Source organism: Pontibacter arcticus (assembly GCF_003284895.1).
GTDB classification, from domain to species: domain Bacteria; phylum Bacteroidota; class Bacteroidia; order Cytophagales; family Hymenobacteraceae; genus Pontibacter; species Pontibacter arcticus.
In genome coordinates, this window is record NZ_QMDV01000001.1 from 480,203 (window position 1) to 498,919 (window position 18,717).

18 protein-coding genes are annotated in these 18,717 nt (G+C 44.0%); 5 read left to right on the forward strand and 13 right to left on the reverse strand.

Annotation, left to right across the window (positions count from 1 at the left end; translation table 11 throughout):
• Positions 1–32: 32 nt before the first annotated feature.
• The 11 genes from DP923_RS02270 to DP923_RS02320 all read right to left on the reverse strand — a co-directional run bounded on the left by DP923_RS02270 (position 33) and on the right by DP923_RS02320 (position 11,590).
• Entirely contained in the window at positions 33–443 is a 411-nt protein-coding gene (locus DP923_RS02270) for a hypothetical protein (protein WP_112303948.1), read from the reverse strand.
• Between the two features lie 321 nt (positions 444–764).
• Positions 765–2,792: an excinuclease ABC subunit UvrB gene (gene uvrB / locus DP923_RS02275; RefSeq protein ID WP_112303950.1), complete on the reverse strand. Its 2,028-nt coding sequence runs from the start codon at positions 2,790–2,792 to the stop codon at positions 765–767.
• Positions 2,793–2,996: 204 nt separating this feature from the next.
• Complete coding sequence (locus DP923_RS02280) at positions 2,997–3,365, reverse strand: hypothetical protein (RefSeq protein ID WP_112303952.1); 369 nt, start codon at positions 3,363–3,365, stop codon at positions 2,997–2,999.
• A gap of 246 nt (positions 3,366–3,611) precedes the next feature.
• Positions 3,612–5,363, reverse strand: a complete 1,752-nt coding sequence (locus DP923_RS02285; protein ID WP_112303954.1) for an outer membrane beta-barrel protein — start codon at positions 5,361–5,363, stop codon at positions 3,612–3,614.
• Complete coding sequence (locus tag DP923_RS02290; RefSeq protein WP_112303956.1) at positions 5,341–5,925, reverse strand: RNA polymerase sigma factor; 585 nt, start codon at positions 5,923–5,925, stop codon at positions 5,341–5,343. Before DP923_RS02290 ends, DP923_RS02285 begins: the two co-directional genes overlap by 23 nt.
• 306 nt (positions 5,926–6,231) lie before the next feature.
• The gene (locus DP923_RS02295; protein ID WP_112303958.1) at positions 6,232–6,621 is read right to left on the reverse strand and encodes a YkvA family protein; all 390 of its coding nucleotides are present in this window, start codon (positions 6,619–6,621) and stop codon (positions 6,232–6,234) included.
• A 99-nt stretch (positions 6,622–6,720) separates the two neighbouring features.
• Positions 6,721–7,449: a shikimate dehydrogenase family protein gene (locus DP923_RS02300; RefSeq protein WP_112303960.1), complete on the reverse strand. Its 729-nt coding sequence runs from the start codon at positions 7,447–7,449 to the stop codon at positions 6,721–6,723.
• Positions 7,450–7,553: 104 nt separating this feature from the next.
• Positions 7,554–8,339: a phosphosulfolactate synthase gene (locus DP923_RS02305; protein ID WP_112303962.1), complete on the reverse strand. Its 786-nt coding sequence runs from the start codon at positions 8,337–8,339 to the stop codon at positions 7,554–7,556.
• A 6-nt stretch (positions 8,340–8,345) separates the two neighbouring features.
• On the reverse strand, positions 8,346–9,743 hold the full coding sequence (locus tag DP923_RS02310; RefSeq protein WP_112303964.1) for a tetratricopeptide repeat protein: 1,398 nt from the start codon (positions 9,741–9,743) through the stop codon (positions 8,346–8,348).
• A gap of 75 nt (positions 9,744–9,818) precedes the next feature.
• Positions 9,819–10,811, reverse strand: coding sequence for an NAD-dependent epimerase/dehydratase family protein (locus DP923_RS02315; RefSeq protein ID WP_112303966.1), 993 nt, complete (start codon positions 10,809–10,811; stop codon positions 9,819–9,821).
• A gap of 32 nt (positions 10,812–10,843) precedes the next feature.
• Complete coding sequence (locus DP923_RS02320; RefSeq protein WP_112303969.1) at positions 10,844–11,590, reverse strand: tyrosine-protein phosphatase; 747 nt, start codon at positions 11,588–11,590, stop codon at positions 10,844–10,846.
• 242 nt (positions 11,591–11,832) lie between these two features.
• On the opposite strand from DP923_RS02320, the gene DP923_RS02325 reads away from it, so the two are divergent.
• The 4 genes from DP923_RS02325 (at position 11,833) to hpf (ending at position 14,591) form a co-directional block, all read left to right on the forward strand.
• On the forward strand, positions 11,833–12,972 hold the full coding sequence (locus DP923_RS02325) for an acyl-CoA dehydrogenase family protein (RefSeq protein ID WP_112303971.1): 1,140 nt from the start codon (positions 11,833–11,835) through the stop codon (positions 12,970–12,972).
• A gap of 149 nt (positions 12,973–13,121) precedes the next feature.
• A complete protein-coding gene (gene rpsU, locus DP923_RS02330; RefSeq protein WP_112303973.1) occupies positions 13,122–13,316 on the forward strand; it encodes a 30S ribosomal protein S21 in 195 nt (64 codons plus the stop codon).
• Positions 13,317–13,387: 71 nt separating this feature from the next.
• Complete coding sequence (locus DP923_RS02335; protein ID WP_112303975.1) at positions 13,388–14,266, forward strand: tyrosine-type recombinase/integrase; 879 nt, start codon at positions 13,388–13,390, stop codon at positions 14,264–14,266.
• Positions 14,267–14,291: 25 nt separating this feature from the next.
• On the forward strand, positions 14,292–14,591 hold the full coding sequence (hpf, locus tag DP923_RS02340; protein WP_112303977.1) for a ribosome hibernation-promoting factor, HPF/YfiA family: 300 nt from the start codon (positions 14,292–14,294) through the stop codon (positions 14,589–14,591).
• 90 nt (positions 14,592–14,681) lie between these two features.
• Here the strand turns inward: hpf and metK are convergent, their stop codons facing one another.
• Positions 14,682–15,986, reverse strand: coding sequence for a methionine adenosyltransferase (metK, locus tag DP923_RS02345; RefSeq protein ID WP_112303979.1), 1,305 nt, complete (start codon positions 15,984–15,986; stop codon positions 14,682–14,684).
• Between the two features lie 273 nt (positions 15,987–16,259).
• Here metK and DP923_RS02350 point away from each other — a divergent pair, with 273 nt between their 5' ends.
• Positions 16,260–17,066 carry a phosphatase PAP2 family protein gene (locus tag DP923_RS02350; protein ID WP_112303981.1) on the forward strand — a complete coding sequence of 269 codons (807 nt, stop codon included), beginning with the start codon at positions 16,260–16,262 and terminating at the stop codon, positions 17,064–17,066.
• A gap of 74 nt (positions 17,067–17,140) precedes the next feature.
• Here DP923_RS02350 and DP923_RS02355 read toward each other — a convergent pair whose 3' ends face one another.
• On the reverse strand, positions 17,141–18,715 hold the full coding sequence (locus DP923_RS02355; protein ID WP_112303983.1) for a RagB/SusD family nutrient uptake outer membrane protein: 1,575 nt from the start codon (positions 18,713–18,715) through the stop codon (positions 17,141–17,143).
• Positions 18,716–18,717: the final 2 nt, after the last annotated feature.

An 18,717-nucleotide genomic window follows, 5' to 3' on the forward strand; every position in this document is an offset into this window, starting at 1 on the left:
GGTTAAGGTTAATAGTATAGTTATTACATGCTTTACTCTTGCGTTACAGTTTTGGTGCAATCTTCCGTTGTACCACAGGGCGTGCAGCTTTGGCCATCTGCCTGAGGTATGCAGCCATCACCATTACCACAGTTCTTTGATGTACAGGAAATTCCTGCACTAACCAAGGTGTTGCCTTCTCCCTTTTTCAACAAAGTAGTAGACACATATTCGTCATTCTTAGCAACTAAATAATAGGCACCGTCAATTTTTTTGAGCTCTGAGGTACTGAAAGTTATCACCGAATCCGGGTTTCCGGCCGATAAACTCGCTTCTAAACCCTTTAGTATTGCTTTGGAGTCTGCTGCTTCAAGCTTTAAGTTGCCTACAGTAAGCTGATCATCTAACCCATCAGAGCAGGACGCAGCTACAATCAGAAAGAACATAAATGTTACTTTTTTCATAAAATAAACATTTAGGGAATAATAATTTCATTAGTAAGTATACTAATGAAAATAACACAAGTTCCTAAAAAGTACAATTTATACTTACTATTTTTATTATTAATTTAATAACCTTATTATTCATTAATTATAAAAAGGCATTGATAATATTAAGGCTATTAGCAAAGTATACTTTCGTTGTTTTCAATTAATTACACTGGGGCAGACCTATTAACCATACTTCGCTGTAAGAAAAAGTACATTTTGCCCATTTCAATTTAAACCAAAACACCCCGGCAAGTATAAACCTGCCGGGGTGTTTCCAATTCATACTTTATACTTCTAATCCCGCTTCGTTTTCAGCAATTTGCGGAGTTCGGCTAGTTCGTCTCTGTACTTGGCGGCTTGCAGGAAGTCGAGGTCTTTGGCAGCGGCTTCCATTTGCTTCTCAGTTTTCTTGATAAGCTTTTCGAGGTCGTCGCGCTTCATGGTCTGGATGATCGGCTCGGCTGCCAGCGATACTTCTTCCGGACCGGCATACATGTGCACTTCGCGCTTGCGCATATCGGCTACAGAAGTCTGCTCAAAAATCTCACCTTTCGATTTAAGGATAGTGCGTGGCGTAATGCCGTGTTCCTCGTTATAAGCTATCTGGGTAGCACGGCGACGGTTGGTCTCGTCTATCGCGCGTTGCATAGAACCCGTAATCCGGTCGGCGTACATAATTACTTTACCCTGGTCGTTACGGGCGGCGCGGCCTATGGTTTGTATGAGCGAGCGCTGGTCGCGTAGGAAGCCTTCTTTGTCGGCATCAAGTATGGCTACCAAACTAACTTCCGGTAAGTCAAGGCCTTCGCGCAACAGGTTTACACCAATCAAAACATCAATAGTACCTAAACGCAACTCACGTAAAATCTCTACACGGTCCAGGGTTTTTACTTCGGAGTGCAGGTATTTTACTTTGATGTTGAGCTTTTCCATGTACTTGGTCAACTCCTCAGACATGCGTTTGGTAAGCGTGGTTACCAGTACACGGGCACCGGTTTTTATACGTTCATCTATTTCGTCCAACAGGTCATCAACCTGGTTGGTGCTTGGTCTTATTTCGATCTCAGGGTCCAGCAAACCAGTTGGCCTGATGATCTGCTCCACAATAACGCCTTCTGCTTTCTGCATTTCATAGTCGCCGGGCGTTGCGCTTACAAACACTACTTGTCGCATCATACTTTCGAACTCGTTAAAGGTAAGTGGGCGGTTATCCATAGCAGCCGGTAACCGGAAGCCATACTCTACCAGCGCCACTTTACGCGAGCGGTCGCCGCCCCACATGGCACGCACCTGGGGTATGGTGGCATGGCTTTCATCAATCACCATCAGGAAATCCTTCGGGAAATAATCGAGCAAACAGAACGGGCGCGCACCTGGCTCCCGCCGGTCGAAGTAACGGGAATAGTTCTCGATGCCGGAGCAATAGCCCAGTTCGCGTATCATCTCCAGGTCAAATTCAGTGCGTTCTTTAATGCGTTTTGCTTCGGCTGGCCGGTCTTCTTTCAGGAAGTACTCGTTTTGCGCCACCATATCAAACTGAATTTCCTGGATGGCCTGGTGCAGCGTGTCTTTTCCGGTTACGAATAGGTTGGCCGGATACAAGGTAACTTCCTTCTCATCCGACAGCTTTTTGCCCGACTCCGGATCGATGCGGTGAATCTGCTCCAGTTCGTCTCCGAAAAAGTATAAACGGTAAGCAAAATCAGCGTAGGCCGGAAAAATATCGACGGTATCGCCTTTTACTCTAAATGTTCCACGTGTGAACTCGGCTTCGGTGCGGCTGTAAAGTATCTGTACAAACGTATAAAGCAGGTTATTGCGGGTATATTTTTGCCCGGGCGCCAAGTAGATCACGTTCTTGCCAAACTCCTCAGGGTTACCAATACCGTAGATACACGAAACCGAAGCAATTACGATAACATCGCGCCTGCCCGAAAGCAGTGCCGATGTAGTATGCAGACGCAGTTTCTCAATCTCCTCGTTTATCTGAAGGTCTTTTTCTATAAACACATCCGATGAAGCGATATAGGCCTCTGGTTGGTAGTAATCATAGTATGAAATAAAATACTCGACGGCATTATCTGGGAAAAACTGCTTAAACTCACCGTATAGCTGGGCGGCCAGTGTTTTGTTATGGCAAAGTACCAGCGTAGGCTTTCCTGTGTTTTTGATGACGTTGGCCATGGTAAAGGTTTTACCAGTACCGGTTGCGCCCAGCAGTACTTGTGCAGGCTCACCATTTTTTACGCCTTCGGTGAGTTTGGCTATGGCCTTGGGCTGATCGCCGGTCGGCTTGAATTCTGATGTTAGTTTAAAATCCATTCGGTTATATACGGATAGTAAAGATAAACTTTATCCTTTAAAACACGCCGGAAGTTTTCAGGGTTTCGGATGCACTCTAAAAGTATAAGTTTATACTTTGAAGTATAAAAAAAAGCCTGCCGAAAGATCCGGCAGGCTTTTTAGGAATCGTCTCGTTCCTAATTAAAAACAACATTAATTCAATTGTAAAACCTTAAATTCTTATCACTCATTTTTGCAGATGCGTTTCACTTTTACAGCCGGGTACATGGTATGGATGGCGACACAAACCGGGCCATCCTCGCCATTTAATTCCAGTCCAAGCGATACTATTTTGCCTTCCTGCTGATAGGCTGCAGGCAGATTATCCGTCGTTACCAAACCGGATTCTAACTGGCCTTTAAAATTGCCTCCAGCGTTTCTGTTCGGCATATCGTCTTCCAGCACTTTCAAAATAAACCAGCCGCTTTCGCAGGGGTCCGGGCCTACTACTTCGGCTGTGATGCAGGCAGGTTCGGGCTCATTTTTAGTGCAACCTATACTTAACCAGGCAAGCATTACGTATACCAGCGAACTATATAAAAGGCTTTTCATAGTTTGTAAAGTATGGCAGCCTGAATTACTCCTGTGGCAGTAAAACAGAAAAGAGAAGAAGGGCCAGTAACACATACCAGCCCGAAAGGTTGCATTTTGTAACAACCTGTATTGTAGTGAGCGCGTCTGACATTGTTTTCATAGTTTTATCCGGCTTTTGTGCTTGCGCTGGCTCCTTCTTTTATTTCTTGTCTTTATGATTCCAAATGGGCACTTAAGGTTGCATGGGTATGTACAAAAAGTAAATTATTTTTTACCGCCCAGGTCGTAGCTCACGGCCATGTTAAGGCCAACCGTGTAAGGCCTACCCTGTGGGGCCAGCGCTTTTTCAGAATCTGATAGCATGGTATCAAAAAAACCACGCAGCTCCGGCCCAGCCGACACACTGATGTTATTTGAGATGCGCTTGGCCACACCTACCGATACGTTACCTGAAAACTGCATTTTGCGGAAAGGCGAATGGTCGGTGCGGGAATAATGCACGTCTTCAACTTCATTGTTCGATGCCATCACAGATGTTTCCAGGAGGAGGTTGGCCGCTATACTTCCGGCTGCGTACCATTGCCACGATTTACTGATGTTACTTTCGAACTGCATCCCAACCGGAATGGTCAGGTGGCGGTAGCGGTAGTTCACATAAAAAGCATCGGTCTTGGCTACACTAACCGAGTCGGTGAAAACGCTGCTGCCTAATGATGGTAGAAAAACAGTAGTAGTGTTTAGTTGCTCCTGCTCTTTTGTATTGGGTTTAAGCCAGAACTGTTTGATGATGTAGCTAGATTTAGTACGTGCGGTGTTCTGTGTAAACCCTAACCCTGAAAATATTTTCCATTTTTTACCGATCCGGTAGCCGGCCTTGGCCTCTACAGCAAACGAAAAGGCCGGATCTGTATTTTGCTCAAACTCGCTTCGGGCCTCCTGCATGTTCTGCTCCATTTCAGCCTCAGCAGTTGTCGCGCTCATTCTAAAGCCCATGATATTTGCTGGCAATACACTGCCCATCTGCTGGGGTATGCCAATGTTCTGATCAAAATAGCTGGGCACATAAGCCATCCCGATGCTCCAGCGCCCTTGTTCTTTTGGTTCGTCTTCTTTTAGTGCTTTACTTTTCTGATCTGCATTCACTATATCCAAAGAGAGTAGCTTTACAGGTTCAGTTTGTGCGCTGGCTGCCTGGGTTGTAAAACTGTTATTCAGCTGCCTGAAAGTTCCAGGAAGTTCAGCAGGTGCCGCTGCCTGTTGCTGCAGTAATTGGTTTGCTGCGATCGGATAGCGTCTCATTTCGTCTGCAGTTGGCATGGCTGTCAGCATTTGGCGGGCAGTGGTGTAGGCGTTAAAACGTACCTGCGGCTCCGGAGTGATTACTGAAGTTCGGGAAAAATTATTCCCGCTTGCAAAGTAACTGCTTGTGTTGCCCGTGTTGCTTTGCACTCTAACTTCCGTCTTATCTACTGTTAATACTGAAGTATAATTTTCCGCATTCTCCTTATTTGCCTGCGTTACTTCAGCCAGCATACTTTCTTTCTCAATAACTGAAGCAGGCGCTGCATCCTTTTCAGCAAGTATAAAGTTATCTGTGGATGGTTGCTGTATGGTTTCCGCTGAATTCCCGGTTCCGGAAGTAGCAGCTATACTTGCAGCAGGCAGTTGTTTTGTCTCCTGCACGGCTGGTTGCGCTATATGGTTGGCCTCCTCAGCTACAGGTATATGTTGCTGCTGATCCGGAGCCGTTCTGGCAAGCGGTTGAGCCGCCTGTTGATTATCTTTGCTGATTTGGTAGAAAAATATGCTGCTCGCTGCTACAAGTAATACCAGGCAGGCGGCTGCCAGCTGGCGGTACCAAACCATACTACTTTTATAGCGAGCACTTTCCTGCACGGTCAGGTCGTGGTCTATGCGTGCCCACAGGTCCGGAGACGGCTTCGCCTCAGCGTCGTGCATCCGGCCCCGGAAAGCATCTTCCAGGTTGTCGTGCTTATTGTTTGCTGCTGATGACATGCTCTTTATATAAATTGTCCTGCCGAGAAATCATACTTTGAAGTATGGCTCTCGCTCTTGAATACTGTGATTTTGATGTTCCTTCCGAGATATCCAGCATCTCTGCTATTTCTTTGTGGTTGTATCCCTCAATGGCATATAAGTTAAATACCATGCGGTAACGGGGGGCCAGGCTCTGGATCATAGTTACCAGCTCATCCATAGTATAACCAGTCAGGTTTACAGATTCGGAAGGCAGGTTGGTTATTTCTTCGCCCTCGTAAGAAACGGTAAGCAGTTGTTTGTTTCGGATGTGTTTAAGGGCCGTATTCACCATGATCCTGCGAATCCAGAACTCCAGCGGGCAATCCTTTTTAAAGGTGTGTATGTTGTTAAAAACCTTTACAAAAGCATCCTGCATCATATCTTCGGCTTCGAAGGTGGTAGGTGCATAGCGCAGGCAAACCAGCATCATTTTACTGGCATACTGCTCATACAAAAGCCGCTGCATCTCACGCTTACCCGCAAGGCATCCTTCTAAGAGTTTATCTTCGTCTGATTTTGACTTTGTAAAAAGCTTCAATGCCTTGCGTTTTATGCCTTACATACCACTAAGAGCACTGCAACGCCAAAAGGGTTGCAAGCATGCTATAATATTTATCTGATACAGATTTACTACCTGATGAATAACTCTTAAAGATAAAGAAAACGAGATATAAAGAAATTTAAGAAGAGGTATACTTTAAGGAATTGCAGTTGCAGCTGCTAAAGTATAAACACAGTAGTAATGGCTCTAAATAGCGAAAGCCTCCCAAAGGAGGCTTTCTACAGTTAAAGTAAGTTTAATTAGTTGTAAATCATCTTAAACCATACTCAACTATCTTTCATATTACAGAAGTTGTATAAACATAAATTTATAGCAGAACATAAAAAGCAATGTGAGGGCAAGTATCCAGAAATAACCAATTATTCTGTACGCCAACTGGTTATTACCTATCTCTTCGTATGCCTTTAATCTCGTTTCGTTTAATATGGTCTTATCTATCAGATGATATGAGATACTAAAGCCCAGTGCTACAATAATTACATCATCCAGAAAACCAAATACGGCTACCAAATCCGGAATAAAATCGATCGGGCTAAGCGCATAGCCAATAACAAATGCCAGTAACACAGGGATATACCACTTAACGCGGCTATCTTTGTAAGCTAAATAAGACGCGTAAATCTCCGTGTTAAGTGCGTGCGTTTTTTGTTTAAGAGTATGTAATTGGGCCATAGCAGGTTTGGTTCGGTATAGCCTCTTATACGATGCAAATATAGTTGAAAGTTGCACATAATCATGGCATTAACCCATGAACTTAATTGTACTATTTTCTTATTCCTGCCAGATTGCCCACGCTTCCTTTGCCTGCCGGTATAACATAGGCAGGCCGCTCAGCACTTTTGCGCCCTTGTCTAGTCCTTTTTGCATGAGTAAGGTAGTTTCCGGATTGTACACCAGATCGTAAATATAGTGCTGCGGTGTTATACTTTGGAAAGGCAGCAATGGTACTGTATCCTGATCGGGAAACATACCCAGTGGTGTTGTATTAATGATCAGATCATACTTTTGTAACACTCCCTGGTCTATTTGCTCATAAGTAAGTGCGTTGTTACCACCCTGCCTGCTAACAGAAGTATATAGTATTCCCAAATCCTGCAGCGCTACGCAAACTGCTTTGGCTGCGCCACCTGTACCTAGCACCAAGGCCTTACCCGCACCAGTATAAAACTCCGAAAGGGTCGCGCTGAAGCCAATGTAATCGGTATTAAAGCCTTTGGTTTTTCCATTGGATATCCTGATCGTATTTACTGCGCCAATGCGTGCAGCTGCTTCGTCCAGTTCATCCAGGAAAGGAATAACAGCTTCTTTGTAAGGAATAGTTACGTTGAGGCCGACAAGTTCCGGCTCCTTTGCAAGCAGGCCGGGCAGCTCATTTATACTTTCCAGTTCGTATAGATCATATGCGGCATCATGTATACTTTCATTTTTAAATTTTTCGGTGAAATAGCGTTTAGAGAACGAATGCCCCAGCTTTTTACCGATCAGACCATACTTGCGCATAAGCTACAATTCCGTTAAAAGATGTTAGAAAGTATAAACCTGTTAAAACAAAATTGCCCGTTCGGTAGCTCCGACGGGCAATTTACTATTTCTATATTTTTGATTTAGCAATCTTTCAGGTTACCAGTTTCCTGGTTCAGGAAATGAAAGAACGTATCGCCGCGTAAGCCAAGACGTACAGTTTCGAGTGGTACGATTTCGCTTGGCGCAATATTTCCCAGATTTACGTTAGCGCCCAGCAGTTTCACAAACCATACTTGCTGTGCTTTTATAGGAGCTTCCCAGATTATCTTTTCAAACGGAATTTTGGTCAGGATCTCTTCTACCAGGCCGCTTCTTACCTCGCCCGTAGACCGGAATAAACCAACATTACCACCTTCGCGGGCTTCCCCGATCACTTTCCAGGCGCCTGCATCCAGTTCGGCCTGCATCAGGTTTATCCACTTATAAGGCGGAATAATCTTCTCTGCATCTTTCGACCCCACCTCAGATAATACAGTTACCTGCTCTGCCAGGGTTTTAATATAGCCGCACTTCAGATCATGGTCCAGTTCAATCGAGCCATCCGATACTTCAGCGAACGTCATTTTATACTTGTCCAGCACGCGGCGGTAATCATCAAACTGATTGCGCACGATAAATGCTTCGAAAAGTGTGCCTCCAAAATAAGTTGGAATGCCGGCTGCGCGGTAAACATCCAGCTTTTTCTCCAGGTTTGGCACAACATACGATGTACCCCAACCCAACTTCACGATATCAACATACTCTCCGGCTACTTCCAGAAAATCTTCTACTTCCCGGATGCTCAGGCCTTTGTCCATGGCCATCGTGAAACCTCTTTCACGTGGTTTAACTTCACGTGCAGGCAGACTGTTCAAACTATAGTTCATGTAATTTTATTTGCGGTACTGGTCAATTAATCGGGCTAAGGCACGCTGCGATTCCAGTTCAGGAAAGAACTCGAACAGCAGCTTGTGCTTATCGAAGTCCAAAATTAATGCATTTTCCAGATAATTGTATGCTTCGCGGTATTTTCCTGCAGAAAGCATGTACGCGCACGCTCTGTAGTATAACTCAGCCTCGTTGGGCTGCAGTTCTATGGCGTTCAGTATAATATCGATCGCTTCCTCAAAATTGCCCTGCTCATATAAGATAATAGACCAGTTGAGATAAATGTTCTTATCATCCGGCTGAATCTCGGCGGCTTTTGCATAGCTTTCCAGTGCAGAAACCACATGCCCCACATGATACTCGGCGGCGGCCAGCGCTACCCAGTATTCCGGACTATCATCGTACAGGTCTACTGCTTTTTTAAAGAAATGTATAGCTTCGTACCACTTACCCTGCGCATCCAGAATAACACCGATCCCAAACCAGGCTTCGTCCATTTCCTGGTCCAGGTCGATGGCTTTCTGATAGTAGCGCCGCGAAAGGTCCCATTGCAGCAGCTTTTCGTAGCACTCCCCGATGTTGCAGAACGCCTCAGCTGATGGCCCGCCATGCTCTACAATGGCATTGAAGCCTTCGATCGCTTTGGTGTATTGCCCCAGAAAAACATAGGCATTTGCCATGTTGTTGTAAGCCGTAATAAAATCGGGTTTGATGATGGTAGCATAATCGTAAGCGGCAATGGCTTTGTCGTAAATACCCATCTTGTTGTACACATTCCCTAAGTTAAACCAGGCTACATACGAGTAAGGATCTTTATCAACAAACTCCTGAAAGAAACCGACGTGCTCTTTAATGGTGCCGGTTAGCTCCATGCAGTAAATTACTTCCTGCATCGCTGCCTCGTTCTCAATATTAAGGGCAATGCACTTTTTGTAATACTTGATGGCCGATTCGAATTTAGCCCAGCTCTGGTAAGCCAATGCAATGTTAAAGTATATATCATCGCGGTCGTCGGCGTAGGCAAGGGCTTTCTTAAAATGATCTATGGCATCGCGGTAATCGCCCCGCTGCGTAAAAATAATACCCAGCGTTAAGTATACATCCGGATTGGCGGGCTCTACCTGCGCTACTTCGTTAATTACTGTAAGGGCATCATCAAAATTACCGGACATAGCCAGCAACTGCGCCTTGTCTATCTGCAGCTCCCACGAAAAAGGATATTGCATGATAGCAGAGTTGCAGGCTGCCAAGGCTTTGGTGTAATCAAAGTTTATGGTATAATGATCTATGATAAATTCATAATCGCTTAAATCGAAAAAAACGGTTTCATTTGTTCCGAGCATCTGCTCAAACCGTTGTATCAGTTCCAGCTCTTCGCTGTTGTCGTCAAAGTTGTCTTTCATCTCCAATATCCAACAGGCTGCAAAAACAGCCTTTCCTAACTACATTTTAAGAAGGCAAATAGTTTAATGGTTATACTACCTGCCAGGTGCGGCTGCTGCTGTCCTGAAATTTTCCAGAAGCTGCGCGCAGCACCATGCAACAGAGGCACTCACAGGCCTGAATTGTATGTTTGTTACTTTTGAAACTTTCCGGTTGCTGAACACATGGTTTTTGGATGCAACCCGAGCCGTTTCTTTTGTGATAAGTGGCCGGCTGCCGGTTAATAAAGATCTGAGGTGTTCGGCGCGCCATATTATTTCAGAAATGGCCGACGGCACTTTAATGGAAGGCGCTTTCTTGCCAAAACACGCTGCCATTTGCCCGAAAAATTCTTTATAAGTTACTTTTTCCGAAGTCAGGATAAACCGTTCTGCCGTTGTTTCCGAAAAAGTAAGCTTTAGCATGGCTTCCACCACATCGCGTACATCTACAAAGTTGGCAGCGCCATCGGTATAAAACGTATTCTCGTTGTACACATATTTAAACAACTGTGTGCTGCTTCTGTTCCAGTCTGCGGGCCCTAAAACCACCGATGGGTTTACGATTACAGCATTTAATCCTTCGGATATGCCCCGCCATACTTCCAGCTCGCCAAAGTATTTAGAACTTGCATAAGCAGAGTGTTCGTCTGCAGCATCCCATTTATTTTTTTCGGTGAGCACGTCTGCGGTTCTGGAGTGACCAATAGCAGCGATAGAGCTTACATGGCAGAGTTTTATACTTTCGTGGGCAAGACACGCATTTACGATGTTGGCCGTACCCTCTATGTTCACCTGCTTCAGAAGTTCTTTATCCTGCGGCGCATAAGATACAAGTCCAGCGCAATGGAAAACATACTGAACACCTTCCAAAGCATCTCTCAAAAACAAAGGATCCAGGATATCGCCTTCGGCCCATTGTGCTTTTTCTGCCTGCGGGAATTGCGGGATTTGATTGCGGTAAATAGCCCTTACCTCGTGCCCACGCGCGATAAGTGTTTCGATCAGGAAACTTCCTATTAAGCCACTGCCTCCTGTTACCAGAACCATTGTTACGGATTTTTAAAAGTAGGAAGCTTCATTTATAATTGCTGGTTACGCAGTGGTAAAGCCAGTATTTTAGCGTAATATTTGCTGTTGAGCACCTTCCAGAGTGTGTTGGTATGCTTATGCCCATGTGTATCGGAACCAACAAAATCTACTAAACCTTCATCTATCAATAACTCTGCCTGTGTTTTGGCGTTGGGCGTATAATAGCCGGTTAGCGAGTTTAAGTTTGGTTGAAACAGAACACCCAGTTCGCGCAGCGAGGCAAGCTCATTAAATTTACCATAAAAGTATGAATACCGCTCCGGATGAGCCAGCACCGGATTGTAACCGTTCGAGCGCATCTTAAAAATAGCTTCGCGCAGGTTTAGCGGCTCGTTCAGGAAAGATGTCTCGAATAGCAGATAGTTATTTCCGAACGTCAATAACTCTTCGCCGGCATCCAGTTTCTGCAAAAGGCCTTCGTCCAGGTAATATTCGGCAGCACAGCCCAACTCCATCTCAATGCCGGCCTGCGTTACTGCGGATTGCAGTAATTGCAATTTTTCGCGGATGCCCTGCGGCGTATTTTTGTAGAAGTCGTTCATGATGTGCGGCGTCATGATCAGCTTTCTATAGCCCAAAGCCTTCATGGCCTGTACCAACTCTAAAGACTGTTCCAGGTTCTCTGATCCGTCATCGAGGCCCGGCAGAATATGGGAATGCATATCCACACCAATAGCGCTGAAGGATTCCTCCTGCGCCACGTTCCCATTAAACAGACTCTTTAGGTAATGTATCATCTTTTGGCCTCCTGCGCCTTTGGCATTTTAGCCTTAGAGGTGCAAACTAACTTCAAAATAAAGCAAATTTAAGGCGGCATCAAAATACATGCCTTTTATGCCTTAAACAAGTATAATTATACCTTCGCTTACGTCAATTTATACCTGGCAGATTGGCTCTTTGGCTGTAATTGCCTAACTTTGTAAACGATGGCATGTGTAGGCCTTGTAAATACACAACAAAACACTACAAAAAACTACGAATGGATTTTAAAGCTACTGAAAACCAGCGCATGATCGCGGACATGATCCGTGAATTTGGCGCCAAACAAATCAAGCCAAAAATGCGCGAGTGGGACGACAGCCAGGAATTTCCGGTGGAAATATTTAAGCAGTTAGGCGAGCTTGGCCTGATGGGCGTGCTGGTACCAACGGAGTATGGCGGGTCTGGTTTCGGATACCTGGAGTATGTTACAGCCATTGCAGAACTTTCTAAGATTGATGGCTCTATCGGACTTTCGATGGCAGCGCACAACTCGCTTTGCACCGGCCATATCCTGCAGTTCGGAAACGAAGCGCAAAAGCAAAAATACTTACCAAAGCTGGCAACTGCCGAGTGGATTGGCGCATGGGGCTTAACAGAGCCGAATACTGGTTCTGATGCCGGTAACATGCGTACGGTTGCTGTGCAGGATGGCGATTATTGGGTAATTAACGGAGCCAAAAACTTTATTACACACGGCAAAAGCGGTAACGTGGCTGTTGTAATTGTACGTACCGGCGAAGTAGGCGATTCGCATGGCATGACTGCTTTTGTAATCGAAAAAGGTACTCCAGGTTTCAGTGCAGGCCGCAAAGAAGATAAAATGGGCATGCGTGCTTCTGAAACAACAGAGCTTATCTTCCAGGATTGCCGCATACACAAAGACCAGATTCTGGGCAATGTAGGTGAAGGCTTTATTCAGTCGATGAAAGTGCTGGATGGTGGCCGTATTTCTATTGCAGCTTTATCATTGGGTATTGCGCAAGGTGCTTTTGAGGCTGCTTTAGCGTATTCACAGGAGCGCCACCAGTTCGATAAGCCGATCTCATCTTTCCAGGGCATCGCTTTTAAACTGGCTGATATGGCAACCGAGATCGAAGCTGCGTCTTTGTTAACCTACCAGGCTGCTGATATGAAGAACCGAGGCTTAAACGTGAACAAAGAATCGGCTATGGCAAAACTGTACGCATCTGAAGTTGCTGTAAGAACAGCGAACGAAGGTGTTCAGATTTTCGGTGGCTACGGCTTCACGAAAGATTACCCGGCAGAGAAGTATTACCGCGATTCTAAACTTTGCACGATTGGCGAAGGAACCAGTGAGATACAGAAACTGGTTATATCAAGAGCTATACTTAAGTAATACCGCTGAAATGTGCCTCTAAAGTATAAACCAGCGGTACTTTTGAGAATATTTTATACTTCGAAATAAAAAAACATTCAAACTGTTGATTTTTAAGTAAAAGCTTGCTTAAATTTGCATCCCTAATTCTAAGAGACGAGAACTAAAAAATGATTATTGTAAACGTAAAAGATAACGAGTCAGTAGACCGCGCATTAAAGAGATTTAAGAAAAAATTCGAAAGAACTGGTGTTCTTAAAGAGCTTAGAGCAAGAACTTTTTTCTTGAAACCATCTATTTCTAAAAGAAAGCAGAAGGAAAGAGCTAAGTATAAGCAAACGCTTTTCGCAAAGGAAAACTACTAGTCTTTCGTAGCTACATATTTTATTTTTCCATAACTTAGTATACCTGCTGTTTAAGTAGGGTATACTAAGTTATGGAATTATTTTTTAAGTACCTGCAATACGAAAAGCGGTATAGCCCGCACACCCTTACCTCCTATCATACCGATCTGGGACAGTTTGCGCTGTACCTGGAGCAAGTATACCAGATTACTGATGCTGCCGAGGCAGATCATACAATCATTCGTTCCTGGCTCCTGACGCTTGTTCAAAACAACATCCAGCCCAGATCAATCAACCGCAAGATAGCCTGCCTCCGGTCTTACTACCGCTTTCTGCTTGCCCAGCAACGGATTCCGGCAAACCCCATGCTTCGTATTAAAGCACCAAAAGCTTCTAAAAAGCTGCCTGCTTTTGTAGCCGAAGAGCCTTTCAATAATTTCCTGGATAGCTTTACTTTTGAAGATTCTTTCGAAGGGCAACGCGACAGACTTATACTTGAGTTTCTGTACGGAACGGGTATGCGATTAGCAGAACTTATAAATGTGACAGAGGCTGATGTAAACTTTTCGGCTAAAACAGTGCGTGTGCTGGGCAAAGGGAACAAAGAAAGAATACTGCCCCTGAACGAGTCTTTGGTACAAAGTATAAGCAGTTATTTGAAGTATAAGAAAAGCCTGCAGGCAGATAACAATTCTGAAAAGCTCCTCGTTACTACTAAAGCACTTCCACTATATCCGAAGTTTGTTTATCGTGTTGTAAAAAAACATATTAGCTTGGTAACCACATCCGAACATAATAGCCCGCACGTGCTGCGCCATTCTTTTGCTACACACTTATTAAACAAAGGCGCAGACCTGAATGCTATAAAGGAATTACTTGGCCATGCCAGCCTTGCTGCCACGCAGGTTTATACCCATAATTCGATTGAGCGGCTTAAATCAATTTTTGAGAAAGCTCACCCAAAAGCATAAGTTTAATCTTTTAATTTTAATGATTATGAAGCTACAGATGCATTCAATCCACTTCGAAGCTGATAAACAGCTGAACGATTTTATCCAGGCTAAAGTAGATAAGTTATCAACTTTTTATGATCGGATTGTGGAAGGGGAAGTTTTCCTGAAACATAATAACAGCGACGGAAACGATACCAAAACTGTGGAAATAAAACTTTATGTACCGGGCTCAACGCTGTTCTCTGAGGAAGATGCCCCCTCTTTTGAAGCGGCTGCCGACGCTGCTGTTAATGCGATGCGCCGCCAGCTAAAAAGGTTTAAGGAAAAGCAACTTGCCCATTAACCTGTCATGGAATTTATACTTAGTATATAGCTATAAACAAAAAGGCCTGCTTTAAGAAGCAGGCCTTTTTGTTTATAAAAATTAGTCTGATTACAAATTAAATTCAGCTTTGATCTGATCAACAAAATCAAGTTTCTCCCAGGTAAAGGTTTCAAACTCTTTTGTTGTCTTTTTGCCATCTACCAGTACTTCTACCATCTTCGTACCAGGCGTTCTGCCCATGTGGCCGTAAGCTGCAGTCTCAGAGAAGATAGGATTTTGCAATCCAAAACGCTGCACAATTGCATATGGGCGCAGATCGAACAACTTGTTTACTTTGTCAGCAATCTCTCCATCGCTTATTAAGTTACCGTTTGCATCTTTTACTTTAGTAGAGCCATACGTGGTAACATACACACCTACCGGGTTTGCAACTCCAATAGCATACGCTACCTGTACCAGCACCTGATCTGCAACGCCTGCTGCTACTAAGTTTTTAGCAATGTGGCGCGTGGCATAAGCTGCTGATCGGTCTACTTTAGAAGAATCTTTACCAGAGAAAGCGCCTCCGCCGTGTGCGCCTTTGCCGCCGTACGTATCTACAATAATTTTACGACCGGTTAAGCCTGTATCGCCGTGCGGGCCACCAATTACGAACTTGCCGGTTGGGTTGATATGATGAACGATATCGTTATCAAATAACTTCTGGGTGCGCTCAGGCAATAGCTTCAGTACACGTGGTATAAGTATGGATTCGATGTCTTTCTCGATCTGCTGGAGCATTTCTACTTCAGCTGTGTTCTTCGCCTCATCCGAATCGCCCTCAGGGAGAACAAACTCATCATGCTGCGTGGAAATTACGATCGTATCGATTCTCTGAGGTACGTGGTTGTCGCTATACTTAATTGTTACCTGCGATTTTGCATCCGGGCGCAAATAGGTCATCTCTTTGCCTTCCTTACGGATAGCAGACAGCTCCTGCAGCAGCAAATGCGAGATGCTAAGTGCCAACGGCATATAGTTATCTGTTTCGTTTGTTGCATACCCGAACATCATGCCCTGGTCGCCAGCGCCTTGTTCTTCCGGGTTGGCACGCTCAACGCCCTGGTTTATATCACTTGATTGCTCATGTATGGCTGAAATAACACCACAGGCATCTGCATCAAACTTATATTCTGATTTTGTATAACCAATTCGCTTGATAACATCGCGTGCTACTTTCTGCACATCAACGTAAGCTTCTGTTTTAACTTCACCGCTAAGTACCACTAAACCAGTAGTTACAAGCGTTTCGCAGGCAACTTTGGATTGTGGGTCCTGCTTTAAAAATTCATCTAATAATGCATCCGAGATTTGATCGGCAACTTTATCCGGGTGCCCTTCTGACACAGACTCAGATGTAAATAAATATGGCATTTTACAATTGTGTTATAGGTACAAAGTATAAAAGCATCTGCCTACGCGGCAGCGGGTACAAATGTACGGGTTATTAAACACTTTAAAAATGAATGTTTGCATAACCTTATTTCATACTTGTACCTCGTTTAAAAAATTAAAAATTCAGGTTTGTAAAAAGTAAAGCATTCGGAAGTCTAAATGTTTACATAACAACCCGCCTGAGTGCATAACTTTTTAAACATTGACTCGTTCCTTACCTTATCCAATTTATACTATAGGCATACAATACTTATGAAGCGATTAATAACCCTACTCTCACTTATCACTATTTTTACACAACATACTTTTGCTCAGGATGATTCTCCATATAAAACAAGCGTAAAAGTTGATTTACCGATTATAGCAGCCGGCATGGGTCTTAGCTACTATGGCTTAACATTGATGCAGGATAAAGATGGCCTCTCAGAAGTTGAAGCGGCTAACCTGAATAAAAATGATGTAAATGGTTTTGACAGGTTCTCTGCCGGTTACCATTCTGAGCGTGCAAATACAATCAGTGATTATCCTTTTTACGGTTCTTTTGTAGCCGTGCCGGTTCTTACCTTACTTAATGAGAACATGCGTGGCAAGGCAGGCCAGATCTTTGGTTTATATGTAGAAACGATGGCCATAACAGGTGCCTTGTTCACTATGACCAATGGTAACGTAGTACGTAACCGCCCTTTAACGTACAGCCCCGAGGTTGATTATTCTGAGAAGAATTCTTCTAATGCACAAAACTCTTTTTATGCAGGCCATACAGCTGCGGCTGCTACAGCATCTTTCTTCGCTGCAAAAGTGTTCCATGATTTTAACCCGGATTCGCCGATGCGCCCCTTCGTTTGGGCTGCCGCCGCTACAGTTCCTGCTGTGGTAGGTTATGCCAGACTAAAGGCCGGTAAACACTTTTTAAGTGATAACTTATTAGGATACGGCATCGGTGCAGCGGTAGGTATACTTGTACCACAGTTGCACAAAAAATCAAACAAGACGAACTTAAGCTTATTCCCTGTTTCGGGCGGCGATTACAATGGCGCCATGATGACCTATTCTTTCTAAAAGTATAGCCTAAACAAAAAAGGCCACCCTATATAGAGTGGCCTTTTTTGTTTGAATTAAGCTGAATTAACTCATTAGTTATTCAGTACCGGGTTGTTGAGTATTTCTGCTTGCGGGATAGGGAAAGTCAATTCGTCAGAATCCCAGGCAAAAGATTTACCAGCTTCAAACAAGTGGTTTTCGCCTCTTGTAACAGTAGCTTTATTTCTCTTCATGGCCAAGTAGGCTTTACCTTCACCCCATAGCTCAATACGAGTTTGCAGGTAAATTTCATCTTGCAAAGCTTTACCGCTCAAAGCATCTAAGTAGCTAAGATTTGGAATTCTGCTGGCTAATACTTCCTTCAGTCTGTCTCTTGCAGGGCCATCCTGACCAAGCTTTGCTTTCGCTTCTGCATTAAGCAGATACATTTCTTCAATACGCATGTATACGTAATCAGTTATTACAGTGCGTTGGCCGCCGGGTATTCTGGATGGATCGAAAAACTTATTTACAGGCATCAGGTCAAAGCTACCTTCCGTGTATCCGTCTCCTTTATAAAACTTCTCGATTCCACCACCAATCGGATCAAACTGCCTTTTTCTGATATCATCCGTTCTAATAGCATCATACAGGCTTTTGTCAATTACTTTCGGGTCGCCGGCCCAGGTATAACTGTAAGTAAAAATATCCATTTGCCCCCACCACGAAACAATATCCAACTCATTAGCGATAGTTAAATCCACGCCCCACATCCAGCTCGGATTTGCAACATTGTTAAAACCTGCCTGTGAGTTTGTTACAGTTCCGGTTTCCGGATCCACATTAGCGACTAGTTCAGTAGAGGTCATTAATCTGTAGCCACCAGTTGCAATAACTTCGTCTGTTAATGTTACTACACGATTCAGATCTGGGGTAGCCCCCCTCGCAGCTAAAGCATAAGCTAAAAGCCCTTTCACTACTGATTGATCTATCTGATCTTTAGACTTCCGTTTAAACCCTTGCAAATTTACCAAAGCATCATCCAGATCACTAATAATCAGATTGTATACTTCGGCTGAGGTACTTTTAGGCTGATTAGGAACTTTGGTCGAAGTATAAATCGGCAATATTTTCTCAGAGCCTGTTCCATATCCAGTTGCATAAAACTGCGCTAAGTAAAAATAAGCATATGCTCTCACTGCTTTTGCCTGGCCCATAATCAAACGATTTATAGGTTCTATCTGCTTTGCATCTGTTCCTCCCAAAGCATCTATTACAGTGTTTGCTCCCAGGATCAAACGGTAGTAGTAACGCCAGGGCTTATACGCATCAATTCTGGTAAAATCTTTGGTAGACTGATGCCTTACTAAGGTCTCATACCATCCGTAATTCAATCCAGCTACTGCTACATCAGATGCAAGCATATCGCTGTAAATGTCATATCCTTTCTGTCCGAAATCATCATGATCAAGGTTATCATCACTAATACCACCTGTGCCTGTATCATACATAGTGGCATACAACCCGGCTATACTTCCCATCAACAATGAAGGGTCTTTTGCTGCTGCTGCTGCTACTTGTTCTGGTGATAGTTCTTCGTTGGGCTGCTTTTCCAGAAATTCATTTTCACAACTTGTTAATGTAAAAGACAGCATTGCTGCTGTAAGTATGTAAAAGATTTTTTTCATAT

Excerpts from the sequence above, each read along its gene's own strand:
- DP923_RS02270 (WP_112303948.1), bottom strand. The coding sequence starts at position 443 with ATGAAAAAAGTAACATTTATGTTCTTTCTGATTGTAGCTGCGTCCTGC.
- uvrB (WP_112303950.1), bottom strand. The coding sequence starts at position 2,792 with ATGGATTTTAAACTAACATCAGAATTCAAGCCGACCGGCGATCAGCCC.
- DP923_RS02280 (WP_112303952.1), bottom strand. The coding sequence starts at position 3,365 with ATGAAAAGCCTTTTATATAGTTCGCTGGTATACGTAATGCTTGCCTGG.
- DP923_RS02285 (WP_112303954.1), bottom strand. The coding sequence starts at position 5,363 with ATGTCATCAGCAGCAAACAATAAGCACGACAACCTGGAAGATGCTTTC.
- DP923_RS02295 (WP_112303958.1), bottom strand. The coding sequence starts at position 6,621 with ATGGCCCAATTACATACTCTTAAACAAAAAACGCACGCACTTAACACG.
- DP923_RS02300 (WP_112303960.1), bottom strand. The coding sequence starts at position 7,449 with ATGCGCAAGTATGGTCTGATCGGTAAAAAGCTGGGGCATTCGTTCTCT.
- DP923_RS02305 (WP_112303962.1), bottom strand. The coding sequence starts at position 8,339 with ATGAACTATAGTTTGAACAGTCTGCCTGCACGTGAAGTTAAACCACGT.
- DP923_RS02310 (WP_112303964.1), bottom strand. The coding sequence starts at position 9,743 with ATGAAAGACAACTTTGACGACAACAGCGAAGAGCTGGAACTGATACAA.
- DP923_RS02315 (WP_112303966.1), bottom strand. The coding sequence starts at position 10,811 with ATGGTTCTGGTAACAGGAGGCAGTGGCTTAATAGGAAGTTTCCTGATC.
- DP923_RS02320 (WP_112303969.1), bottom strand. The coding sequence starts at position 11,590 with ATGATACATTACCTAAAGAGTCTGTTTAATGGGAACGTGGCGCAGGAG.
- DP923_RS02325 (WP_112303971.1), top strand. The coding sequence starts at position 11,833 with ATGGATTTTAAAGCTACTGAAAACCAGCGCATGATCGCGGACATGATC.
- rpsU (WP_112303973.1), top strand. The coding sequence starts at position 13,122 with ATGATTATTGTAAACGTAAAAGATAACGAGTCAGTAGACCGCGCATTA.
- DP923_RS02335 (WP_112303975.1), top strand. The coding sequence starts at position 13,388 with ATGGAATTATTTTTTAAGTACCTGCAATACGAAAAGCGGTATAGCCCG.
- hpf (WP_112303977.1), top strand. The coding sequence starts at position 14,292 with ATGAAGCTACAGATGCATTCAATCCACTTCGAAGCTGATAAACAGCTG.
- metK (WP_112303979.1), bottom strand. The coding sequence starts at position 15,986 with ATGCCATATTTATTTACATCTGAGTCTGTGTCAGAAGGGCACCCGGAT.
- DP923_RS02350 (WP_112303981.1), top strand. The coding sequence starts at position 16,260 with ATGAAGCGATTAATAACCCTACTCTCACTTATCACTATTTTTACACAA.
- DP923_RS02355 (WP_112303983.1), bottom strand. The coding sequence starts at position 18,715 with ATGAAAAAAATCTTTTACATACTTACAGCAGCAATGCTGTCTTTTACA.